General features: G+C 67.6%; 18 protein-coding genes and 1 pseudogene. 11 read left to right on the forward strand and 8 right to left on the reverse strand.

The window, feature by feature from the left end:
- Positions 1–2: 2 nt before the first annotated feature.
- From ACP69Z_RS04270 to ACP69Z_RS04295, 6 genes are all read left to right on the forward strand, one after another.
- Positions 3–3386 carry an error-prone DNA polymerase gene (locus ACP69Z_RS04270; RefSeq protein ID WP_426266297.1) on the forward strand — a complete coding sequence of 1128 codons (3384 nt, stop codon included), beginning with the start codon at positions 3–5 and terminating at the stop codon, positions 3384–3386.
- A 188-nt stretch (positions 3387–3574) separates the two neighbouring features.
- On the forward strand, positions 3575–3973 hold the full coding sequence (locus tag ACP69Z_RS04275; protein WP_426266298.1) for a DUF2147 domain-containing protein: 399 nt from the start codon (positions 3575–3577) through the stop codon (positions 3971–3973).
- Between the two features lie 43 nt (positions 3974–4016).
- Positions 4017–5006: a UDP-glucose 4-epimerase GalE gene (gene galE / locus ACP69Z_RS04280; RefSeq protein ID WP_426266299.1), complete on the forward strand. Its 990-nt coding sequence runs from the start codon at positions 4017–4019 to the stop codon at positions 5004–5006.
- 11 nt (positions 5007–5017) lie between these two features.
- The gene (locus tag ACP69Z_RS04285) at positions 5018–6646 is read left to right on the forward strand and encodes a M28 family peptidase (RefSeq protein ID WP_426266300.1); all 1629 of its coding nucleotides are present in this window, start codon (positions 5018–5020) and stop codon (positions 6644–6646) included.
- Positions 6647–6752: 106 nt separating this feature from the next.
- Positions 6753–6878, forward strand: coding sequence for a type B 50S ribosomal protein L36 (gene ykgO, locus ACP69Z_RS04290; RefSeq protein WP_003046794.1), 126 nt, complete (start codon positions 6753–6755; stop codon positions 6876–6878).
- A 115-nt stretch (positions 6879–6993) separates the two neighbouring features.
- Entirely contained in the window at positions 6994–7278 is a 285-nt protein-coding gene (locus tag ACP69Z_RS04295) for a hypothetical protein (protein ID WP_426266301.1), read from the forward strand.
- Positions 7279–7293: 15 nt separating this feature from the next.
- Here ACP69Z_RS04295 and ACP69Z_RS04300 read toward each other — a convergent pair whose 3' ends face one another.
- Both ACP69Z_RS04300 and purT read right to left on the reverse strand, forming a co-directional pair.
- On the reverse strand, positions 7294–7701 hold the full coding sequence (locus tag ACP69Z_RS04300; protein ID WP_426266302.1) for a hypothetical protein: 408 nt from the start codon (positions 7699–7701) through the stop codon (positions 7294–7296).
- 2 nt (positions 7702–7703) lie between these two features.
- Positions 7704–8882 (reverse strand): formate-dependent phosphoribosylglycinamide formyltransferase, encoded by a 1179-nt coding sequence (purT, locus tag ACP69Z_RS04305; protein WP_426266303.1) that lies wholly within the window; start codon positions 8880–8882, stop codon positions 7704–7706.
- A 47-nt stretch (positions 8883–8929) separates the two neighbouring features.
- On the opposite strand from purT, the gene ACP69Z_RS04310 reads away from it, so the two are divergent.
- Positions 8930–9823, forward strand: coding sequence for a peptidylprolyl isomerase (locus ACP69Z_RS04310; RefSeq protein WP_426266304.1), 894 nt, complete (start codon positions 8930–8932; stop codon positions 9821–9823).
- A 65-nt stretch (positions 9824–9888) separates the two neighbouring features.
- Here ACP69Z_RS04310 and ACP69Z_RS04315 read toward each other — a convergent pair whose 3' ends face one another.
- The 3 genes from ACP69Z_RS04315 to ACP69Z_RS04325 form a co-directional block, all read right to left on the reverse strand.
- The gene (locus tag ACP69Z_RS04315) at positions 9889–10149 is read right to left on the reverse strand and encodes a hypothetical protein (RefSeq protein ID WP_344708799.1); all 261 of its coding nucleotides are present in this window, start codon (positions 10147–10149) and stop codon (positions 9889–9891) included.
- A gap of 79 nt (positions 10150–10228) precedes the next feature.
- Complete coding sequence (locus ACP69Z_RS04320) at positions 10229–12706, reverse strand: ABC transporter permease (RefSeq protein ID WP_426266305.1); 2478 nt, start codon at positions 12704–12706, stop codon at positions 10229–10231.
- Complete coding sequence (locus ACP69Z_RS04325; RefSeq protein ID WP_426266306.1) at positions 12703–13374, reverse strand: ABC transporter ATP-binding protein; 672 nt, start codon at positions 13372–13374, stop codon at positions 12703–12705. The genes ACP69Z_RS04320 and ACP69Z_RS04325 overlap by 4 nt, the downstream gene beginning before the upstream one ends.
- Positions 13375–13428: 54 nt before the next feature.
- Here ACP69Z_RS04325 and ACP69Z_RS04330 point away from each other — a divergent pair, with 54 nt between their 5' ends.
- Entirely contained in the window at positions 13429–14073 is a 645-nt protein-coding gene (locus ACP69Z_RS04330; RefSeq protein ID WP_426266307.1) for an arylesterase, read from the forward strand.
- 6 nt (positions 14074–14079) lie between these two features.
- Here the strand turns inward: ACP69Z_RS04330 and ACP69Z_RS04335 are convergent, their stop codons facing one another.
- A complete protein-coding gene (locus ACP69Z_RS04335) occupies positions 14080–14394 on the reverse strand; it encodes a PilZ domain-containing protein (protein ID WP_426266308.1) in 315 nt (104 codons plus the stop codon).
- A 233-nt stretch (positions 14395–14627) separates the two neighbouring features.
- Between ACP69Z_RS04335 and ACP69Z_RS04340 the strand changes: the two genes are divergently transcribed.
- Positions 14628–15980, forward strand: a complete 1353-nt coding sequence (locus ACP69Z_RS04340; protein WP_426266309.1) for a L,D-transpeptidase family protein — start codon at positions 14628–14630, stop codon at positions 15978–15980.
- A gap of 86 nt (positions 15981–16066) precedes the next feature.
- Here ACP69Z_RS04340 and ACP69Z_RS04345 read toward each other — a convergent pair whose 3' ends face one another.
- Complete coding sequence (locus ACP69Z_RS04345; RefSeq protein ID WP_426266310.1) at positions 16067–16777, reverse strand: murein L,D-transpeptidase catalytic domain family protein; 711 nt, start codon at positions 16775–16777, stop codon at positions 16067–16069.
- A gap of 302 nt (positions 16778–17079) precedes the next feature.
- Here ACP69Z_RS04345 and rpsU point away from each other — a divergent pair, with 302 nt between their 5' ends.
- Together rpsU and ACP69Z_RS04355 are read left to right on the forward strand one after the other, a co-directional pair.
- Positions 17080–17286, forward strand: a complete 207-nt coding sequence (gene rpsU, locus ACP69Z_RS04350; protein WP_029941857.1) for a 30S ribosomal protein S21 — start codon at positions 17080–17082, stop codon at positions 17284–17286.
- Positions 17287–17498: 212 nt separating this feature from the next.
- A pseudogene (locus tag ACP69Z_RS04355) lies at positions 17499–17753 on the forward strand (FKBP-type peptidyl-prolyl cis-trans isomerase); the annotation flags it as partial.
- Between the two features lie 52 nt (positions 17754–17805).
- On the opposite strand, the gene ACP69Z_RS04360 reads toward ACP69Z_RS04355, so the two are convergent.
- Positions 17806–18987, reverse strand: a complete 1182-nt coding sequence (locus ACP69Z_RS04360) for an AI-2E family transporter (RefSeq protein WP_426266311.1) — start codon at positions 18985–18987, stop codon at positions 17806–17808.
- Between the last annotated feature and the right edge of the window lie 3 nt (positions 18988–18990).

Here is an 18990-nt window from a genome sequence, read left to right on the forward strand (position 1 = left end):
CCATGCCTGAACAGGAAGGCTATGCCCGCCGCCGTCTCGAATGGCGCGACGGCCCGCTCCCGCCGATCCCGAAGGCCGTGTTTGTCGAGCTGGGCATCACCACGCCCTTCTCGTTCCTGCGCGGCGCGTCCGACGCGCTGGAGCTGATCCCGCAGGCGATGAACCTCGGCATGGACGCGATCGGGGTCGCCGACCGCAACACGCTGGCTGGCGCCGTTCGCATCCACAGCAATGCCAAGACCGCGGGCCTCAAGCCGCTGATCGGCTGCCGGCTGGTGGTCGCCGCGCCTTTGCCAGCGCCCCGCACCGTGGTTCCACTCCGCGCCGAAGCGCCGGCCGATACCCCGCCCTCGGCCGAGATCGAACTCCTCGCCTACCCCCGGAATCGCGAAGGCTATGCCCGCCTGTCGCGCCTGCTCAGCCTCGGCCAGGGCCGCGCGATCAAGGGGGAATGCGACCTCTCCCTCGCCGACGTCGCCGCCCATGCCGAAGGCATCGCCTTCATCGCCTGGCCCGGCGAGGACCTGGACCGCTTCGAAGCCCAGCTCCCCGCTGTCCGCGCCGCGGTCCCCACGCTTCGCCACATTGCCGCCACCCACCTCTACCGCGGCGACGACCTCGCCCGGATCGAGCGGCTCGACCGCCTGGCCAAGTCGTTCGGCGGCACCATCCTCGCCTCCAACGACGTCCACTATCACACGCCCGCCAAGCGCCCGTTGCAGGACGTGCTCACCTGCATTCGCGAGAAGACCACGCTCACCGAAGCCGGCTTCCGCCTTCACGCCAATGCCGAGCGGCACCTCAAGGGCCCGGAGGAAATGGCCCGCCTGTTCGAACGCTGGCCGCTCGCGCTCGCCGCCACCCGCGACTTCGCCGACGCGCTCCATTTCAGCCTCGACGAACTCAAATACGAATATCCGCGCGAGAGCGTCCCCGATAACCTCAGCCCCCAGGCGCACTTGGAAGTGCTGACCTGGGACGGCGCCGACGAGCGCTACCCCCAAGGCGTCCCCGACAAGGTCGCGGCCCAACTCCGCCACGAACTCCAGCTCATCGAAAAGCTGAACTTCGCCCGCTACTTCCTGACGGTCCACTCGATCGTCGCCTTTGCCCGATCGTGCGAACCTCCGATCCTCTGCCAGGGCCGCGGTTCGGCCGCCAACAGCGCGGTCTGTTATTGCCTTCAAATCACCGCGGTCGATCCCGCCGACACCGACCTCCTGTTCGAACGCTTCATCTCCGAAGAGCGCAAAGAGCCGCCCGACATCGACGTCGATTTCGAGCATGAGCGGCGCGAAGAGGTGATCCAGCACATCTACGAAAAATACGGCCGCGACCGCGCTGGCCTGTGCGCCACCGTGATCCACTATCGCCCGCGCTCCGCGATCCGCGAGGTCGGTAAGGTGATGGGCCTTTCCGAAGACATTTGCGCTTCCATCGCCGGGACCATCTGGGGCTGGGGCGAGGACGTCACGGAGACTCACGTCAAGGAAGCCGGGCTCGACCTTTCCGATCCCCACCTCGCCCGCACCATCCGCTTGGCCGAGCAACTGATCGGCATGCCCCGCCACCTGTCGCAGCACGTCGGCGGCTTTATCCTGACCGAGCGGCCGCTGATCGAGACCGTGCCGGTCGGCAACGGCGCCATGCCCGACCGCACCTTTATCGAATGGGACAAGGACGACATCGAGGAACTCGGCATCCTCAAGATCGACGTGCTCGCGCTCGGCATGCTGACCTGCATCCGCAAATGCTTCGGCCTGATCGACACGGTGCATGGGCGGCCGCTCGACCTCGCTACCGTGCCCCGTGAGGAGCCACGGGTCTACGACATGCTGTGCACCGGCGATTCGCTCGGCGTGTTCCAGATCGAAAGCCGGGCGCAGATGAACATGTTGCCCCGGCTCAAGCCGCGCTGCTTCTACGATCTGGTGATCGAAGTCGCGATCGTCCGCCCCGGCCCGATCCAGGGCGACATGGTCCACCCGTTCCTGAAGCGCCGCCAGGGTAAGGAGCCGGTCGACTATCCGCGCCCCTCGCCCGAGCATGGCCCCTCGGACGAGCTCGAACGCATCCTCAAGCGGACCTTGGGCGTGCCGGTGTTCCAGGAACAGGCGATGAAGATCGCGCTCGATGCAGCCAAGTTCAGCAGCGCCGAGGCCAACCAGCTGCGCAAGGCGATGGCCACCTTCCGCAGCCGCGGCACCATCGACCTCCTGCAGGACAAGATGGTCGAGCGGATGGTCGGCCGCGGCTACGAGCGCGAATTCGCCGAACGCTGCTTCCACCAGATCCGCGGCTTTGGCGAATATGGCTTTCCCGAAAGCCATGCGGCGAGCTTCGCCCACCTGGTCTACGTCTCAAGCTGGCTGCGCTGGCGCTACCCCGCGGCCTTCGCCTGCGCGCTTCTGAACAGCCAGCCGATGGGCTTCTACGCGCCCGCGCAGATCGTGAAGGACGCGCAGGCGCACGGCGTTCCGGTGCTGGCGATCGACGTCAATGAAAGCGGCTGGGATTGCAGCCTGGAAGCGCGGCCGGGTGCCCGGGGAAGGGGAGGAGACACCGCGCTCCGCCTCGGCCTCCGCCAGGTCGAGGGCCTGCGGGCGATGGACGCGGCCCGGGTCGTGGCCGGTGCGCCCTACAAGACCGTCGAGGAACTGCACCGCCGCGGCGGCGTCCCGCCCCATGCCATCATCAAGCTAGCCGAGGCCGACTGCTTCCGCTCGATGGGCCTCGATCGGCGGCAGGCGCTATGGGACGCCCGCGCGCTTCGCGCCGTGCCCGAACTCCCGTTGTTCGCCGCCGCCCGCACGCGCGAGGAAGGCGAGGAAACGGACAAGGCGACGCTCCCCGCCATGCCGCTCGCCGAGCATGTGGTCAGCGACTACCAGACCACCCGCCTCAGCCTGAAGGCGCACCCGATGCAGTTCCTGCGCGACCATTATGCGGCGCGCGGGTTCGTCCGGGCCTGCGACCTGCGCGACATGTCCTACGGCAAACGCGTCAGCCTCGCCGGCCTGGTGCTGATCCGCCAGCGGCCGGGCAGCGCCAAGGGGGTGTGCTTCATCACGCTGGAGGACGAAACCGGGACTGCCAATCTCGTCGTCTGGCCCGATGCCTTTGCGGCGCAACGCCGGATCGTGATGGGGGCGCGGCTGATGGTGGTCCATGGCCTCGTTCAGCATGACGAAGCGGTGTGCCATCTCATCGCCAGCCGGCTGGAGGACGACAGCCTGCGCTTGCGTGACCTGAACGATGGCCAGACGCTCGACCCCAGGGTCGGCCGCGGCGACGGGGCGGGGCCGAGCCGCCCGCCGATGGCCCGCCATCCGCGCGAAGCGGAGGTGATCCCCAAGGCGCGGGTGATTAACTGCCCGACCTACTAGGGCGCTTGCAAAGTAGGATGGGGGCTGGTTCAGTTCGGCCTGCGGCAAGGCGCCGTGCAGGAGACGATGGGGTCGGCGGAAAAGGCCCGCCCTATGTGAACTTCGAGAACTTCGCAGGGAAGGATCGCCACAATCCCGCCATTGTTGAGCAAGCTCCGGGCAAGACTCCATCGGTTAAACAGCAGCTTATGCGTAGATTGATTCTCTCCCTTGCCGCCAGTGTCATGCTGGCCCTCCCGGCTGCGGCTTCGGCCAGCCCGCTCGAGGGACTGTGGACCAACCCGAAGCGCTCGGTGGTGGTTCGGATCGCACCCTGCGGCAACGCGTGGTGCGGCAAGGTCGTCAGCGCCACCGCGCGCGAGGAGGCCAAGGCTGCCAAGTACGGCATGGACGAGCTCGAGGGCGAGCAGATGCTGACTGGCCTCCGCCCCGCCGGGGCGGGCCGCTGGAAGGGGCAGGTCTTTGTCCCCAAGCTCGGCCGCAAGGTCGGCAGCACGGTGACCATCGCCTCGCGCAACCAGATGAAGGTGTCGGGCTGCTTTGCCGGGATCATCTGCAAGACCCAGCTCTGGACCCGCGTCAGCTAGGCTCGGGCTTTTCTTGAGGGCTTGGCGCCGCTAGCCCCGGCGCATGAGCAAGCCCACCATCCTCGTCACCGGCGGCGCCGGTTACATCGGCAGCCACGCCGTTCTCGCCCTCCACGATGCCGGCTGGACGGTGGTGGTCGCCGACAACCTCTCCAACGGCCGCCGCGAGGCCGTGCCCGAGGGCGTTCCGCTGGTCGAGGTCGATGTCGGCGACGCGGAGGCGATGGCCGCTCTCTTCGCCGCCCACCCGATCGCCGCGATCATGCACTTTGCTGGCTCGATCGTGGTCCCCGAAAGCGTCAGCGATCCGCATGGTTACTACCGCAACAACACCGTCGCCAGCCACAGCCTGATCGGCACTGCGATAAAGGCAGGCGTCCGCCACATCCTCTTCTCCTCGACCGCCGCCACCTATGGCGCGCCCGAGACGGTGCCGCTGGATGAAGACAGCCCGACCAAGCCGATCAACCCGTACGGCTGGTCCAAGCTGATGACCGAGCAGATGCTCCGCGACATCGCCGCCACCGGCGCGTTCAACTATGGCGCGCTACGCTATTTCAACGTCGCCGGCGCCGACCCGCAAGGCCGCTCGGGCCAGGCCAGCAAGGGCGCGACTCACCTGCTCAAGGTCGCCTGCGAAGCCGCGGTTGGCAAGCGCACCCACGTCGACGTGTTCGGGACCGATTACCCGACCCCCGATGGCACCTGCATCCGCGACTATATCCACGTCTCCGACCTCGCCAGCGCCCATGTGCTGGCGCTGGAAGCCTTGATGGCGAGCCCGTCCGAAAGCTTCACCCTCAACATCGGCTATGGCCGCGGCACCTCGGTGCTGGAGATGCTCGACGTGCTTGACCAGGTGAACGGAACGCCGGTCAAGCGCGTCATGGGCGAGCGCCGCGCCGGCGACCCGCCGCAACTGGTCGCCTCCAACCGCCGGTTGGTCGAACGCCTCGGCTGGGAACCGCGATACGCCGATACCGCGACGATCATTCGAAGCGCGCTCGAATGGGAGCGCCGCCTCGCCAGCTGAGGATCTTGTCGTTGCGCCCTTTTCCGTTCGCCGTCGTGCCGCTTGCCTTTGCGCTGATCGGCGCGGCCCAGCTTGCACCCACTACCCTTCCGCAGACTAGCGCCGCCGACCGGGTCAAGGCGCACGTCACCTTCCTGTCCAGCGACCTCCTCGAAGGGCGCGACACCGGCAGCCGCGGGCATGAGATCGCCGCCAGCTATGTGGTGAGCCAGCTTCAGGCACTGGGTCTGAAGCCGGGCGGGGACAAGGGCAGCTGGTATCAGCAGGTGCCCTATCGGCGAGCGACACTGGATGGCGTGCCGACCGCAAGCTTCACCGCCCGGGGCAGCACCACGCCGTTGACGCAGGGCACCGACCTGTCGGTGCGGCCGAACCTCGTCGACAAGACGGTAAAGGTGAACGCCGGACTGGTGTTCGTCGGCTACGGCATCGCCGACCCGGTGCTCGGCATCGACAACTACCGGGGCGTCAATGCCCGCGGCAAGATCGTGGTTGCGTTCAGCGGCACCCCCAAGGGCGTGCCCAGCGACATTGCTGCCCATCTCAATCAGGTGAAGGCGCAGAATGCAGCGGCGCGCGGCGCCGTCGGCTATGTCGAAATCACCGCCAATCCGGCCGGCAACTGGGGCTCGCTGGCGACGGGGGCCGGGCGCCCGGTCACCAATTGGGCGGATGGCAAGGGCGGCTCGGGCCAGGGCCGCGCCGCACCGCTGCTGCGGATGAGCTTGAGCAAGGCGACCGCCGAGCGCTTCTTCGCCGGTGCGCGCCAGACCCTTGCTGCGGTTCAGGCCGAGGCGGCGGCGGGGCGGCAGCCCAAGGGCTTCCCGCTGAGCGGCACGCTGCGGGTCGAGGCGAGCAGCAAGTGGGAGGACTTCACCAGCCCGAACGTGGTCGCGGTTCTGCCCGGCAGCGATCCCAAGCTGGACCGAGAATATGTCGCCCTCATGGGTCACCTCGATCACATCGGCGTGCGCAAGGACGTGAAGCCGGGCGAGGACGCGATCAACAATGGCGCGCTCGACAATGCCAGCGGCGTTTCGACCATGCTGGAGACCGCGCGCTCGTTCGTCGCGTCGGGCCAGGCACCCAAGCGCAGCCTGCTGTTCCTCGCGGTGACTGGCGAGGAGATCGGGCTGACCGGCGCCGATTATTTCGCGACCAAGCCGACTGTTCCCTTGTCCCAGGTCGCCGCGCTGGTGAACCTCGACATGCCGCTGTTGCTCTACCCGTTCCGCGACGTCATCGCGTTCGGGGCCGAGCACAGCAACATGGTCAAGGCCGTGGACGCGGCCGGCGCGGCAATGCAGGTCACCTCCACCCCCGACCCGATGCCCGAGCAGGGTCTGTTCACCCGCTCAGATCATTATCGCTTCGTCACCCGCGGTGTGCCGAGCGTGTTCCTGATGACCGGTTATGCCAATGGCGGCGAAGCGCAGTGGAAGAAGTTCCTCGGCGGCTGCTACCATCATCCGTGCGATCAGATCGACCAGGGGATCGACTGGGATGCGGCGGCGCGCTTCGGCGAGCTCAATTATCGCATCGCCCGGCAGCTCGCCGACGCGCCTGACCGCCCGCGCTGGTATGCCGACAGCTATTTCGGCCGGACCTTCGGCGGCGGCCAGCCCAAGCTGACGCGCTGAAGCACCGCCAACCTTGACTCAGCGGCGCCCCTCCCATAGGGGCGCTGGCCGAAGCCCGTAGAGGGCGTCAGCTGACAACCAGACTAGAAAGACGGGTCCACCCGCCATGAAGATTCGCAATTCGCTCAAGAGCCTCAAGGATCGCCACCGGGACAACCGCGTGATCCGTCGTCGTGGCCGGACCTACGTCATCAACAAGACGAACCGTCGCTTCAAGGCGCGCCAGGGCTAAGCTGAACCGGGCTGAAACAAGCCCGCTCGCTTCGTCCCTGAAATAAAGCGTTCCGTCGTCAGTGGCGGTTCATCTGACGCGCACTATATCAGCTTCCACTATGGGAGCCGATTCGATGAGCATGTTTGTCCGCACCACCTTTGCCACCGCGCTGGTCGCGGCTGGGCTTGGGTTTGCTGCGCTGCCTGCTTCGGTCTCTGCGCAGTCGAACGGTCAGGGCTGCGTGTCGCCGCCCGGCATGAACTACATGATCTGCAACGGCCAGCGCGTGCCGAAGCCCGGGAACCGCGTCGCGACCGCCAATGGCGGCTGGCGCGAGGAATCGAAGCAGGGCAATTGCATCGTCGTGCGCGAAAAGACCGCGACCGGCGAGTTCAAGGAAAGTCGTCGCTGCGACTAAGGGACCGGGGCCGGTCTAGCCGGCCTTGGCGATCCCCCGCTCGGTGCGCCCGCTCGGGTCCGCGGCAATCTTGCATTCGGGTAGCTTGAAGCGCGCATTGTCGCTGCAGGGTCGCACCTGCGCGCTGCCGTCCGGACCAACAAAGATCCCCCAGCTACGATTGTCGTCGCAGTCGGCCTGCCACATCGACAGCTTGTTGTATTCGGTGACGTAGCCGGAGCGAACCACCCGCTTGCAGCGCAGGCCGCTGGCGAGGATCGCGCGCTTCAAGGCGATGTCGCGGTTCATGTCGTCGAGCTGGTGAAGCGCATTCTGCTCCTCGCTGCGGACGGCGATTTCCTTCTGCTTGGGCGCAGGCTGGTCTCCGCCACTTCCGCAAGCGGCAAGAGCGAGGGCCGAAAGGGCGACAAGAACCACGCGCATTCTCAACTCTCCTCGTCCGTAACGATCCTCACGGCGGCAGCGGCAGCCTTGGCTGCGTCCACCGCCGCGTCGATGCTCGCCGCCCGGGCCAGCGCGACGCCCATGCGCCGACCGACCAGGGTCTCCGGTTTGCCGAACAGTCGAAGGTCGATCGGGGTTTCCGCCGTGCCTCGCGCCAGCGCGTCGCCGACGCCTTCAAAGCGGAAGCGGGTGGCGGGTTGGTCGGCCAGGATCACCGCCGAGGCGCTCGGGCCACGCTGGACAATGGGGCCGAGCGGCAGGCCGAGGATGGCGCGCAGGTGCAGCTCGAATTCGTTCGGCTCCTGGCTGATCAGGGTGACCATGCCGGTGTCGTGCGGGCGCGGGCTCAGTTCGGAAAAGATCGCACGCCCGCCGGCGATAAAGAATTCCACCCCGAACAGGCCGCGTCCGCCGAGCGCGCGAACGATGGTGGCGGCCTGTTGCTGCGCGTCCTCCAGCACCTCGGGCGCAAGTGCCGCAGGCTGCCAGCTTTCGCGATAGTCGCCCGCTTCCTGCCGGTGCCCGATGGGCGCGCAGAAGTGGATGCCGTCGGCCGCCGCCACCGTCAGCAGGGTGATCTCGCTGTCGAAGCGGATAAACTCCTCGACGATCGCCATCGGCCGGTCGCCGCGCATCTTTTCGATGGCGTAGGCAAAGGCGGTGCGGACTTCGGCCTTGGTCGTCGCGGTGCTCTGGCCCTTGCCCGACGAGGACATGACCGGCTTGATGACGCAGGGCAGGCCGACGTGAGCGGCGGCGGCGATCGCTTCTTCCTTGGTCTGGGCGAAGCGGTAGCGGCTGGTGGTGAGGCCGAGCTCCTCGGCGGCGAAGCGGCGGATGCCGTCACGGTTCATGGTCAGCTGCGCGGCCCGGGCGGTCGGCACGACGTGCCAGCCTTCGCTTTCGAGCGCCGCCAACGTCGCCGTGTCGATCGCCTCGATCTCGGGCACAATGTAGTCCGGGCGGTGCTTCTCGACCGCCGCGCGCAGCGCCGCGCCGTCGAGCATGGAGAAGACTTCTGCCGCATCGGCCACCTGCATGGCCGGCGCATTGGGATAGCGGTCGCAGGCGACGACTTCGCAGCCGAGGCGTTTGGCGGCAATCGCCACCTCACGGCCGAGTTCGCCCGACCCCAGCAGCATGAGCTTGGCAAGGAACATGGGACAAACGCCTACCGCAAGCGCGCGGACCGCGATAGGCTGCGTCCATGAGCCTTCTCCTTGCCCTCGCCGCCGCCCAGGCCGCACCCGCCGCGCCCAAGCCGCTTACTCCGTCGGAGATCGTTGCCCAAGCGCCGGCCACCGCCTGGCGGGAGGTGCGGCCGGAGGATCTGCTGGTCATCGACTATCAGGGCGGCGGGCGGACCATCATCGAGCTCGCGCCCGCCTTCGCGCCGGTGCACGTCGGCAACATCCGCGTGCTGGCGGGCGCGGGTTACTGGAACGGCGCGAGCATCTACCGGGTGCAGGACAATTACGTGACGCAATGGGGCGTCAACGAGGGCGGCCCGGCGGTGCCTGCCAACGTGGTGAAGAAGCCGCCAGCCGAATATGACCGCCCGTTGAAGGGGCTGACGCCCCGGCCGCTCGGCTATCCCGATGCCTATGCCCCGCGGGTCGGCCACGCGCTTGGCTGGCCGGTGGCCTGGAACCCCGCGACCGGCCGCGCCAACCTGACGCATTGCTATGGCATGGTCGGCGTCGGCCGCGACATGGCGCCGGATACTGGCATGGGGGGCGAGCTTTATGCGGTGATCGGCCATGCCCCGCGGCACCTCGACCGCAATATCGCGCTGGTCGGCCGTGTAGTGGAAGGCATCGAGAATATGTCGGCGCTCCCGCGCGGGACCGAGGCGCTGGGCATCTACAAAACGGGCACCGTGGCGCGGATGATCGCGTCGGTGCGGCTGGCCTCGGCCATGCCGGCGGCGGAGCGGCCGCGCTTCCAGGCGATGAATACCGCCAGCACGACCTTTTCGAGCTACGTCCGGGCGCGGGCCAATCGCAAGGACGCGTTCTTCAACATTCCGTCGGGCGGGGTGGACCTTTGCAATGCGCCGGTGCCCGTCAGACGGACACCGGCGCCATCTTCCTCGCGTTAGTCGTCCCCGTTCGACAGGCAAGCGATCACTACCGCAGCCCTTCGTAACGCCGAGGGGACGTCTCGTTACGCCGCCCAGGCGTGTCCTTGATTGCGATTGCGGTGCTGAATGACCGCGGGTCCGTTGTGGTGGCGGGTGCTGGCTTCGGCGAGCGGAAGCGCGGTGGCGCAAAAGGCGCATTCCGCGCTCATCCGGCCGATCAGCCAATGGGTCCGGCCGCATCCGGGACAATGATTCACTTCATGCTCGCGATACACGGCGTGATAGCCACGCCCCTTTGGATCGTGCTTCAGGCCCAGCTCGCCCAGCGTCGGGAAATTGGTCATGATTGGGCAATCCTTTCAGCCCGGCACAACGGAGCGGAAAGGGCGATGGTTCCGTTGCCATCGCGCTGATAAAGGTTGGTCAGACGGCCCGCAGTGCCGTTGCGGGACGCGCTCGCAAGGCAGGCCAAGCTGCTGCCATTGCAGTAAGAATCGCAACCAGCATGCCGCCGACCGGAAGGGCGAGAAGGGAGGGCCAATCGGGCCTGAACGGCAGCTCGAATAGCCAGGTGACCACCCCGTAAGCGGCCGCCGTCCCCGTCACGAATGCCAGAGTCACGATACCGCTGGCCATGGCCGCGAACTCGATTCCCTGAGCCGCCAGCACCTGCCCGCGGGTGGCTCCGACCAGCTTCAACAGAACGCTCTCGCGCATCCGGGTTTGCCGCGTCGCGGCGACAGCGCCGGCGAGCACCGTCACACCGATCAGGATCGCCACGAGGGTCGCCAAGCGGATGGCATTGTCGAGGCCTTCGAGGATGGTGGTAACCTGCGCCACCACATCGCTGACCCGGATGGTACTGACCATCGGCAGGTCCGCCGCAAGCGCGCGTTCGAACGCGAGGGTCGAAGTGCCGCTTGTCGAGGAGGCGGTGGCCATCAGCGTGTAGGGTGCCTTTTCCAGCGTGCCCGGCGCAAAGATGATGGCGAAGTTGAAGCCAAGGCTGCGCCAGTCGATGGTCCGAAAGCTGGCGATCCGCGCCTCGATGGGCGATCCCAGCACCGCGATGGTGATCGTGTCACCGATCTTGAGGTTGAGCGCGCGGGCCGCCTCGATGTCCAGGCTGACGAGCGGCGGCCCGGCATAGTTGGCCGGCCACCACTTGCCGGCGACGACCTCGTTTCCTTCTGGCAGGGTGCGAGCCAAGGTCAGGCCGCGGTCGCCTCGCAGGATCCAGGCGCCCTCGGGAATGGCCTTGAGCGCCGACACGGGCTTGCCGTTCAGTGCTGTTACAGGGCCGCGTAAGGAGGGAACGAGGCGAAGCTCGGCCTGCGGCAGGTCACGGGCGGCAAGTGCCCGGAAGCGTGCTTCCTCGGCCGCCGGGATGTCGAGCATGAACAACGCCGGCGCCTTGGCCGGGATCGACCCGCCAAGCTCGGCCCGAACGCTGCCGCCGATCCCGGCCAGTGCGACCAGGAGAGCAAGACCAAGCCCCAGAGCGACGCTGAGGCGCACGGTGGCGGCGCCCGAGCGGTGAAGCGCGGCAAGGCCGAGCCGGGTGATCGGGCCACCCCGGCCTCCAGCACGGCGGGCGGCGAGGGCGAGGAGCTTGCCCGCGCCGGCGAAAACAAAGGCCAGCGCGAGGCCGCCGGCAAGAGTGGCGGCGGTGACCAGCGCATTGCCCGAACTCAGGATCGCGAGCCCCGCCACGGCGACCCCGGCTACCAGCGGCACGAGGAGGTCGCGGCGGTTCGTGCGGCCTTCGTCCATGTCACCGCGCAGCACGGCGGCCGGGCGGGCGCGAGCAGCGCGGGCGAGCGGCACCCACGCTGCGGCCAGCGTGACCAATAGTCCGAACAGAGCGGATTGGGCGAGCGCGCCCCATTGAGGACTCGGGTCCGGCGCGATGGGAAGGAGGTCGGCGGCCGCTCGGCCGACAATCGCGGGTACGGTCGCCCCCACCGCCACGCCGAGCGCGATCGCCACCAAGGCCAGCAGCAAGACGCTGGTGCCGAGCATCAGTGCTAGGTCGCGGGTGCGGGCGCCATGGACCTTGAGGATGGCAATGGTCGACCGCCGTGACGCGGCAAAGGCGCTGGCGGCAGAGGCAATGCCGATGCTCCCGATGCCGAGCGCCCCAAGCGCGATCAACAGCAGCATCTGCCCGGTCCGCTCGGTAAACCGGCGCGTGCCGGCGGCGGCTTCACCCTTGTCGGTCACCCGCCAACCGCCTTCTGGAAAGCGCTTCTGGAAGGCCTCGCCAACCCCTTCCGAAGCAACGCCGGGCGCGAAGGCGATGCGATAGCTGCTGGTATAAAGACTGCCCGGCTGCACTAGCCGCGTTGCCTCGAGTCCGAGGCGGCTGACCAGCACCGGCGGGGCCAGGGCAAAGCCGGACGGCGCGGGCAACTTGTCGATGATCCCGCTGACCCGAAAGTCGGCGAAACCCATGCGGAGCGGACTTCCGACGCCAAGCGAGAAACGCTCCGCCAGTTCACGGCCGATCGCAGCTTCGCCGGCCGTGCGGGGCATCCGGCCGGCTACGAGCGTTACGCTGCCTGCAGCAGGCCAGCTTTCATCCACGCCCGAGAGATCGACCAACGCTGTCTGGCCCGCGATCTGCGCGGTGCTGCGCAATGTGATGCTCTCGCGCACGGTGCCGAGGCGGGCGATGGCGGCGCGTTCTTCCTGCGAGGCGCTCCGCTGCGCGACGCTGAGCGAAAGGTCGCCGCCGAGCAGCTCGCGAGCCTGCCCGTCGATGGTCGAGGAAATGGCGCTCGACAGACTGGTGACGGCAGCGAGGCCGGCAACCGCGATGGTCAAACAGGCAAGCAGCAGCCAGAGCCCGCCGATCCCTTGCGCGAGGTCGCGTCGCCCGAGCGTCAGTCCCGCGCTCACGCGGCGAGCAGTCCGTCGGCGATGCGCAGGACACGCCCAGCGCGCTCGGCAACGGCCGGGTCATGGGTGATGACCAGCAGGCCCGCGCCAGCCGCCGCGACGCGGTCGAACAGGAGGTCGATGATCTTTGCGCCGGTGGCGGCATCGAGATTGCCGGTCGGCTCATCCGCCAGCAGCAGCTTGGGCGCCGGGGCGGTGGCCCGGGCGATGGCAACGCGTTGCTGCTCGCCCCCCGATAGCTGCGCCGGATAATGATCCTCCCGTGCCGAGAGGCCAACGGCGGCCAGCTCGGCGCTGGCACGGGCCCGCGGGTCAGCGGCGCCGGCCAGCTCCATCGGCACCATGACGTTCTGCAAGGCGGTCATGGTCGGGAGCAGGTGAAAGGCCTGAAGCACCACGCCGATGGACCGTCCTCGAAGTTTCGCCAATTGGTCCTCGCCGAGCGCTCCCATGTCCTCGCCGAGCACGCGGGCGCTGCCCGACGTCGCGCGCTCGAGCCCCGCGATGACGCTCATCAACGAGCTCTTGCCCGAGCCCGACGCCCCCAGCACCGCCACCGTCTCCCCTTCCTCGATGCGGAGGCTGATGCCCCGCAGGATCTCGGTGCGGGCGGCGCCTTGACCAAGAGTGAGGCGGACGTCGTCGAGCTGGATCAGGGGCTGGGTCATTCCACTGCCAGCTAGGAAGCTTGAAGGGTGGCGACAATGGCCTAGATGGTCAGGATGCTTCGCTGGTTCCTGCTTCCCGCCATGTTTGCCGCCGTTCCGGCGAGCGCTCAGGTTCCTTTGTCGAATGGCGAGGGCCCGCTGATCCTCGCGTTCGGGGACAGTCTGACAGCGGGTTATGGCCTTGGTCGCGGGCTCGGCTTCGCGCCGCAATTGCAGGATGCGCTGCGGCGGAACGGGATCAAGGCGCGGGTCCATGATGCCGGCGTATCGGGCGACACCACCGCGGGTGGGCGCGCGCGGCTGAGTTGGACGCTGCAGCGGATGGGCGCGAAGCCAGACCTTGCCATCGTGGAGCTCGGCGCCAACGACATGCTGCGCGGTGTGGACCCGAAGGTGACCGAAGCCAATCTCGACGCGATCCTCGCCGAACTCGACAAGCAGGGCATTCCGGTGCTGGTCGCGGGCATGCTGGCTGCGCCGAACCTCGGGCCCGATTATCGCCGGCGCTACGAAGCGATCTTCCCGGCGCTGGCGAAAAAATATGACGCCGACCTCTACCCCTTCTTCCTTCAGGGCGTGGTCGGTAACCGCACCCTGCTGCTCGGCGACGGGGTGCATCCAAACTTCGAGGGCATCAAGCGGATGGTGACCGGCATCCTGCCGACGGTGCAGAAGGCGCTGGCCAAGGCCAAGCCCTAGCGCTGCTCAGCCGCCGATCTGCGCCAGCGCATCTTCGCTCAGCGGCTCGGCAAATTGAGCGCCGAGCTTGCCCGCTGCCGTCCAGCGCACGATCGCACTCGCCCGCTCACGCCCGGGAAGGATCAGCCAGATCCTCGCGCCGACCTCATGCTCGGTGGTGGTTTCGGCCATGAAGCCTTCCGGCGAGATATTGAGCACGCGGGCTTCGGTCCCGGTGGTACCCATTTCCCGCACATGCGCGTCGATCTCGACCGCAGCGCGCGGCTGGCCGCGGCGCTCGCTGCCGGCCGGGTCCTTTGCGATGCGGGCATCGATGGGCAAAACAACATACTCCTGGAGGGGCAACCGGCGGCTTGTACCGACCGCGCGGCAGGCGGCTATGGCGCATCCGAACGGGAAACGCCAGACCGGGCTAAGCCGTGGGGGTTATTGGACAAAGCGACGCGCATGGGCGCAGAATGTTGCCCTGCAGACACTGGAGAAATGTATTCATCTTCGGTAACAAGGGCGCGGGGCAGAAGGCCCTTTCTCGATGTGAACAAGGGTGGGTGGTGATGCGCGGGCGAGCGGCGATTTCGGTGATGCTGATGGTGAGTGCCGGCACGGCGTGGGCGCAGACCCGCCCGGCAACGGCTCCCGTCGTCAAGCCTGCAACGACAGCAGCCGCTGGTCAGCCCGCAGCGATCGACCCGCTTGCCCCCCGCGCGGCCACCACTGCTCCAGCCCCGGCGCAGGTGACCGCGACGCAGCCGGCGGGCACCGATCCGCTGACGCCGGCGCCCGTGGTCGAACTACCGCCAGCCGTCTGGAACGCGTCAGCCGCCTCCGAACTGCTCGCTTACGTAAAGGCGGTGGGCCACGAAGGGCTCGATCCGCGCGACTATAATCCGGCGCTGCTCGAGACGGCGTTGAAGAGCGGCGATCCGGTCGCGATCTCTTCCGCTGCCAACACCGTCTGGCCGCTGATCACCCGCGACCTCGCGCTCGGCCATGTCCGCGGCGCGGCGCGCGTCCAGTGGTTCGTCAAGGATCCCGACCTTCCCGAAGGCCGCAGCCGCGAGCTGCTCGACGCGGCGCTGGCTGGGCGCGGCGTTGCCGCGACGCTGGACGGCCTGCTGCCCAACCATCCGCAATATGGCTCGCTCAAGAACGCGCTTGCCAAAGCCAACAAGGCGGACAGCGCCACGGTGGGCGCGATCCGCCTCAACATGGATCGCTGGCGCTGGCTGCCGCGCGATCTTGGCAGCCGCTACATCATCGTCAACGTGCCGGGTGAGCACGCCACCCTGGTCGAAAACAGCGTCACCCGCTGGAAGCGCCGCGCCATCGCCGGCGCGACCAAGACCCCGACGCCGCAGCTTGCAGTGCAGGCGACCGGCGTGGTGCTGAACCCGTGGTGGGAAGTGCCGCCGAGCCTGTCGGCCGAAGTGGCGCGCAAGGGCGGCTATGTCGCGGTCAAGGGCAAGGACGGCAAGGTCCAGCGCTGGCGCCAGCCGCCGGGACCGGCGAACGCGCTCGGCAAGATCAAGTTCACCATGTACAATCCGCAGAACATCTATCTGCACGACACCAACAACCGCGGGCTGTTCGATGCGCGCTCGCGCTTCCTCAGCCACGGCTGCATCCGCACCGAGCATATCCTCGACCTCGCGGCCGAGCTGCTCTCGGACGATGGTGGCGAATGGACTCGCGAGAAGATCGATGCGGTGCTGGAATCGAAGAAGACCACGTCGGCCACCTTTGTGAAGCCGGTGCCGGTCTACATCGTCTATTTCTCGCTGGCCGCGCTGAACGACGGGTCGATCGTCAAGTACACCGACCTCTACAAGCGCGATGCGCCGGTAATGGCTGCGCTGAACGACCGTGACGGCGGTGCCAAGCCGGCGGTGCGAGCAGCGGCACGCTAACGAAAAAGAGCCCCGGCACGGGTGGCCGGGGCTCTCTAGTTACTGTGGTCGGAAAGAGCGGGCGGAGACGTCCGCTCCTTTTATCTTCAGGCGAGCTTGTCGGCGTAGATCATCCGGCCTTCGCCCAGCATTCGCATCACTTCGAAATGGCTGTCGCGGCCAAAGGCGAAGCAGCCTTCCGAACGGCCGAGCTTTCCGTGAATGCCGATCATCTCCGGCTCGGCATACCAGGCCTGGTGCGCGACAATCGCGCGGCCCAGCGCATTGTTGTTGGTCCAATCGAGGCCATTGAGGCGCATCGAGAGGCCGTATTTGCCGTGGTAGAAATCGGCCGTCGAGTACGCGCCGTTCGAGGTCGCATTGCTGCCAAAGTCGTTGGAGAAGTTCTCGAGAAAACCGGTGTGCCCGCGGTCCGAGCCGCGGCCGTGCGCGACCCGGTGGCTGGTCACTTGACCGGTCGCAACATCGACCACGTGGAAGCGCGGATCACGGCTAGCCGCCGAGAAATCGACAATACCGATCCGATCGGTGTGGCGCAGCGAAGGACGGTGGCGCTCAAGCGCCGCCTTTGCGCGGGCGAACAGCTGCGGATTGACGCCGAGCGGCGCAACCGGGGTCGCCACCGGCGTTGCAGGGGCAATCGGGGCAGGCGCGACAGGCACCAGCGGCTCGCCGGCGAACGGCTTCTGACCGCCAAGCAGGGACGGCAGGTCAGCCGCCAGCGCCGCTCCGGAAAGCAGCGCGGCGCCGCCACCCAGACCCAGATGGCGCAGCATATCGCGGCGATTGATGGTCACCCACAGCCCTCCTGTTCAATACGGGAACAAGGAAAGCTTATACATGACAACAGGTTAACAGGCGATAACCAAGGACTGCTCCGGGCGCGCGGCGCCACCGTTCTGTCGCAGGCTGAGCCTGCGGGTTGTCGAATCATCCCCGCGCTGTTAGGGGCTTCCCCTTGCCGGACGACCGTTGGCCGCCCGGACAGCCGCTTTGGTCGCTTGCCTGACGCACCTCCGGGTGAGGGTAAGCGATGCCTAGCCGTCCAGTGAAGGGCGGCGTGGGCGCAACCTTTGAGACAATGGAGTGACGGACTTTTATGCAAATCATCGTTCGCGACAATAACGTCGACCAGGCGCTGCGCGCGCTCAAGAAGAAGCTGCAGCGTGAAGGCGTGTACCGCGAGATGAAGCTTCGCCGTCACTACGAAAAGCCGTCGGAAAAGCGTGCGCGTGAGCGCGCCGCCGCCATCCGCCGCGCCCGCAAGCTCGAGCGCAAGCGCGCCGAGCGCGAAGGTGCCCGGTAAGGCGTCCTGACGCTTTCACTTGACCATCAAGGAGGCCGCCCCTTACCGGGCGGCCTTTGCGTTTGTGCTCCCTGCCACAGGATGATCCCCCGATGAGCGCCACCCAGGTTCCGTTCCGTCCCGTCGCCAGGGCCACCCGGCTGCGGCTTGCCTTTGGGCTGATCCTGCTGGTGATCGCCGGCGCTGCGCTGGCTTTTGCCGGTGCTGGCCAAATGGGTCCGAAGACCACCGCAAACGGAGTTGAGATCCGCACGGTCAAGGCGGGTGAGGGCGCGCTGATCGGGCCGCAGGACGGCGTCATCATCGATTATGTCGGGACGCTGCCGGACGGCACCAAGTTCGACGAGGCGCAGGACGCGCCGCTGCTGGTGCAGCAGGTCGTGCCGGGCTTTGCCGAAGCGCTCCAGAACATGCAGCCGAACGGCCGTTACAAGGTCCGGATTCCGGGTGAGCTGGCTTACGGCGCGACGCCGCCGCCGGGCTCGCCCATCCCGCCGAACAGCCCGCTCGACTTCGAGATTACGGTGAAGCGGGTGGTCCAGAATGCGGCGGCCCAGGTGCAGGCGCAGGGCGCGCAGCAGCTTCCGCCAAGCGCCGAGGTGCCTGCCCCGCCGCCGCCGGGTCCGGCGCCTGAGCGGGGTCAGTAAGACAGTCTGGGGAGCGACGCTCGGCAAGCTGCTCGAGCGTCACCTTCAGCGCCGCCATGATGGTGTCGGCGAGCAGCAGGCCGAGAAAGCCGAACAGCGCGCCGAAGATGAGCTGCGCCGCCAACACCACGGCGGGCGCCAGATCCACCGTCTTGCGCGCGATGTAGGGCAGGATCAGGTAGCCATCGATGTTCTGCACCGCGAAATAGGTGAAGATCGCCCATAGCCCCTGATCGGGTCCGGCCGAGAAGCCGACCGCTACCATGAGGACACCCGAGGTAATCGCGCCAAGGTTGGGGATGAAGGCGAGGATGCCGGTGAGCAGGCCGAGCAGCGCCGCCATCGGCACGCCGCCAGCCCACAGCATTCCGAAGGTGAACAGCCCTTCGACCACCATTCCAACCAGCCGCCCGAAGAGCAGGCGGCGGAGGGTGCACCCGACCGCGGAGAGGATGGCGTAATAATCGCCCCGGTGGCGCATCGGCAGCATCCAGGCGACGCCGCGGTCGTAGACCTTGGGTTCGACCGCGAAGAAGATGCCGATGATCAGGATCAGGAAGGCGCTGGTGAACGCGCCGATCGCGGAGCCGACCACGCTGGTCACGCGGCCTAGCGAGCCGAGAAGCTGCTGCACCACCGTGTCGGAGCTGCCCTCGGGAACAAGGCCGTGGCTGGCGGCCCAGGCGTAAAGGCGCATGACCTGCGCTTCGACGGTCAGGCGGAGCGCTTCGAACTGGGCGGCGAAGGTGGTGCCGGCGTACCACAGCACCCAGCCGAGGAAGCCGAACCCCGCGAGGGTGACGATCGCCAGCCGCACACCTCGTGGCAAGGGGAGGTAGCGGCCGAGCAGCCGGGTGCCGCCGTCGAGCAGCACTGCGAAGACCAGGCCGCCGACGATCAGCAAGAGCGGCTGCGACAGCAGGATCACCGCCGCCACCAGCAGCAGCGAACCGATCCACACCCAGGCTCGCTGGAACTCGCGCCTGATCAGGGGATCGTGGAATTCGGCGGGACCGGGCTGCTCGACGTGGGGCTTGCTGCCGTCCCCCGCCATGAA

This window comes from Sphingomonas sp. LHG3443-2, assembly GCF_049896405.1.
Lineage (GTDB): Bacteria > Pseudomonadota > Alphaproteobacteria > Sphingomonadales > Sphingomonadaceae > Sphingomicrobium.

Coding starts and splice junctions, on each gene's coding strand:
- ACP69Z_RS04310 (WP_426266304.1), top strand. CDS start 8,930: ATGAGCCTTCTCCTTGCCCTCGCCGCCGCCCAGGCCGCACCCGCCGCG.
- ACP69Z_RS04275 (WP_426266298.1), top strand. CDS start 3,575: ATGCGTAGATTGATTCTCTCCCTTGCCGCCAGTGTCATGCTGGCCCTC.
- ACP69Z_RS04300 (WP_426266302.1), bottom strand. CDS start 7,701: ATGCGCGTGGTTCTTGTCGCCCTTTCGGCCCTCGCTCTTGCCGCTTGC.
- ACP69Z_RS04295 (WP_426266301.1), top strand. CDS start 6,994: ATGAGCATGTTTGTCCGCACCACCTTTGCCACCGCGCTGGTCGCGGCT.
- ykgO (WP_003046794.1), top strand. CDS start 6,753: ATGAAGATTCGCAATTCGCTCAAGAGCCTCAAGGATCGCCACCGGGAC.
- ACP69Z_RS04315 (WP_344708799.1), bottom strand. CDS start 10,149: ATGACCAATTTCCCGACGCTGGGCGAGCTGGGCCTGAAGCACGATCCA.
- ACP69Z_RS04340 (WP_426266309.1), top strand. CDS start 14,628: ATGCGCGGGCGAGCGGCGATTTCGGTGATGCTGATGGTGAGTGCCGGC.
- ACP69Z_RS04325 (WP_426266306.1), bottom strand. CDS start 13,374: ATGACCCAGCCCCTGATCCAGCTCGACGACGTCCGCCTCACTCTTGGT.
- ACP69Z_RS04330 (WP_426266307.1), top strand. CDS start 13,429: ATGCTTCGCTGGTTCCTGCTTCCCGCCATGTTTGCCGCCGTTCCGGCG.
- galE (WP_426266299.1), top strand. CDS start 4,017: ATGAGCAAGCCCACCATCCTCGTCACCGGCGGCGCCGGTTACATCGGC.
- rpsU (WP_029941857.1), top strand. CDS start 17,080: ATGCAAATCATCGTTCGCGACAATAACGTCGACCAGGCGCTGCGCGCG.
- ACP69Z_RS04360 (WP_426266311.1), bottom strand. CDS start 18,987: ATGGCGGGGGACGGCAGCAAGCCCCACGTCGAGCAGCCCGGTCCCGCC.
- ACP69Z_RS04270 (WP_426266297.1), top strand. CDS start 3: ATGCCTGAACAGGAAGGCTATGCCCGCCGCCGTCTCGAATGGCGCGAC.
- purT (WP_426266303.1), bottom strand. CDS start 8,882: ATGTTCCTTGCCAAGCTCATGCTGCTGGGGTCGGGCGAACTCGGCCGT.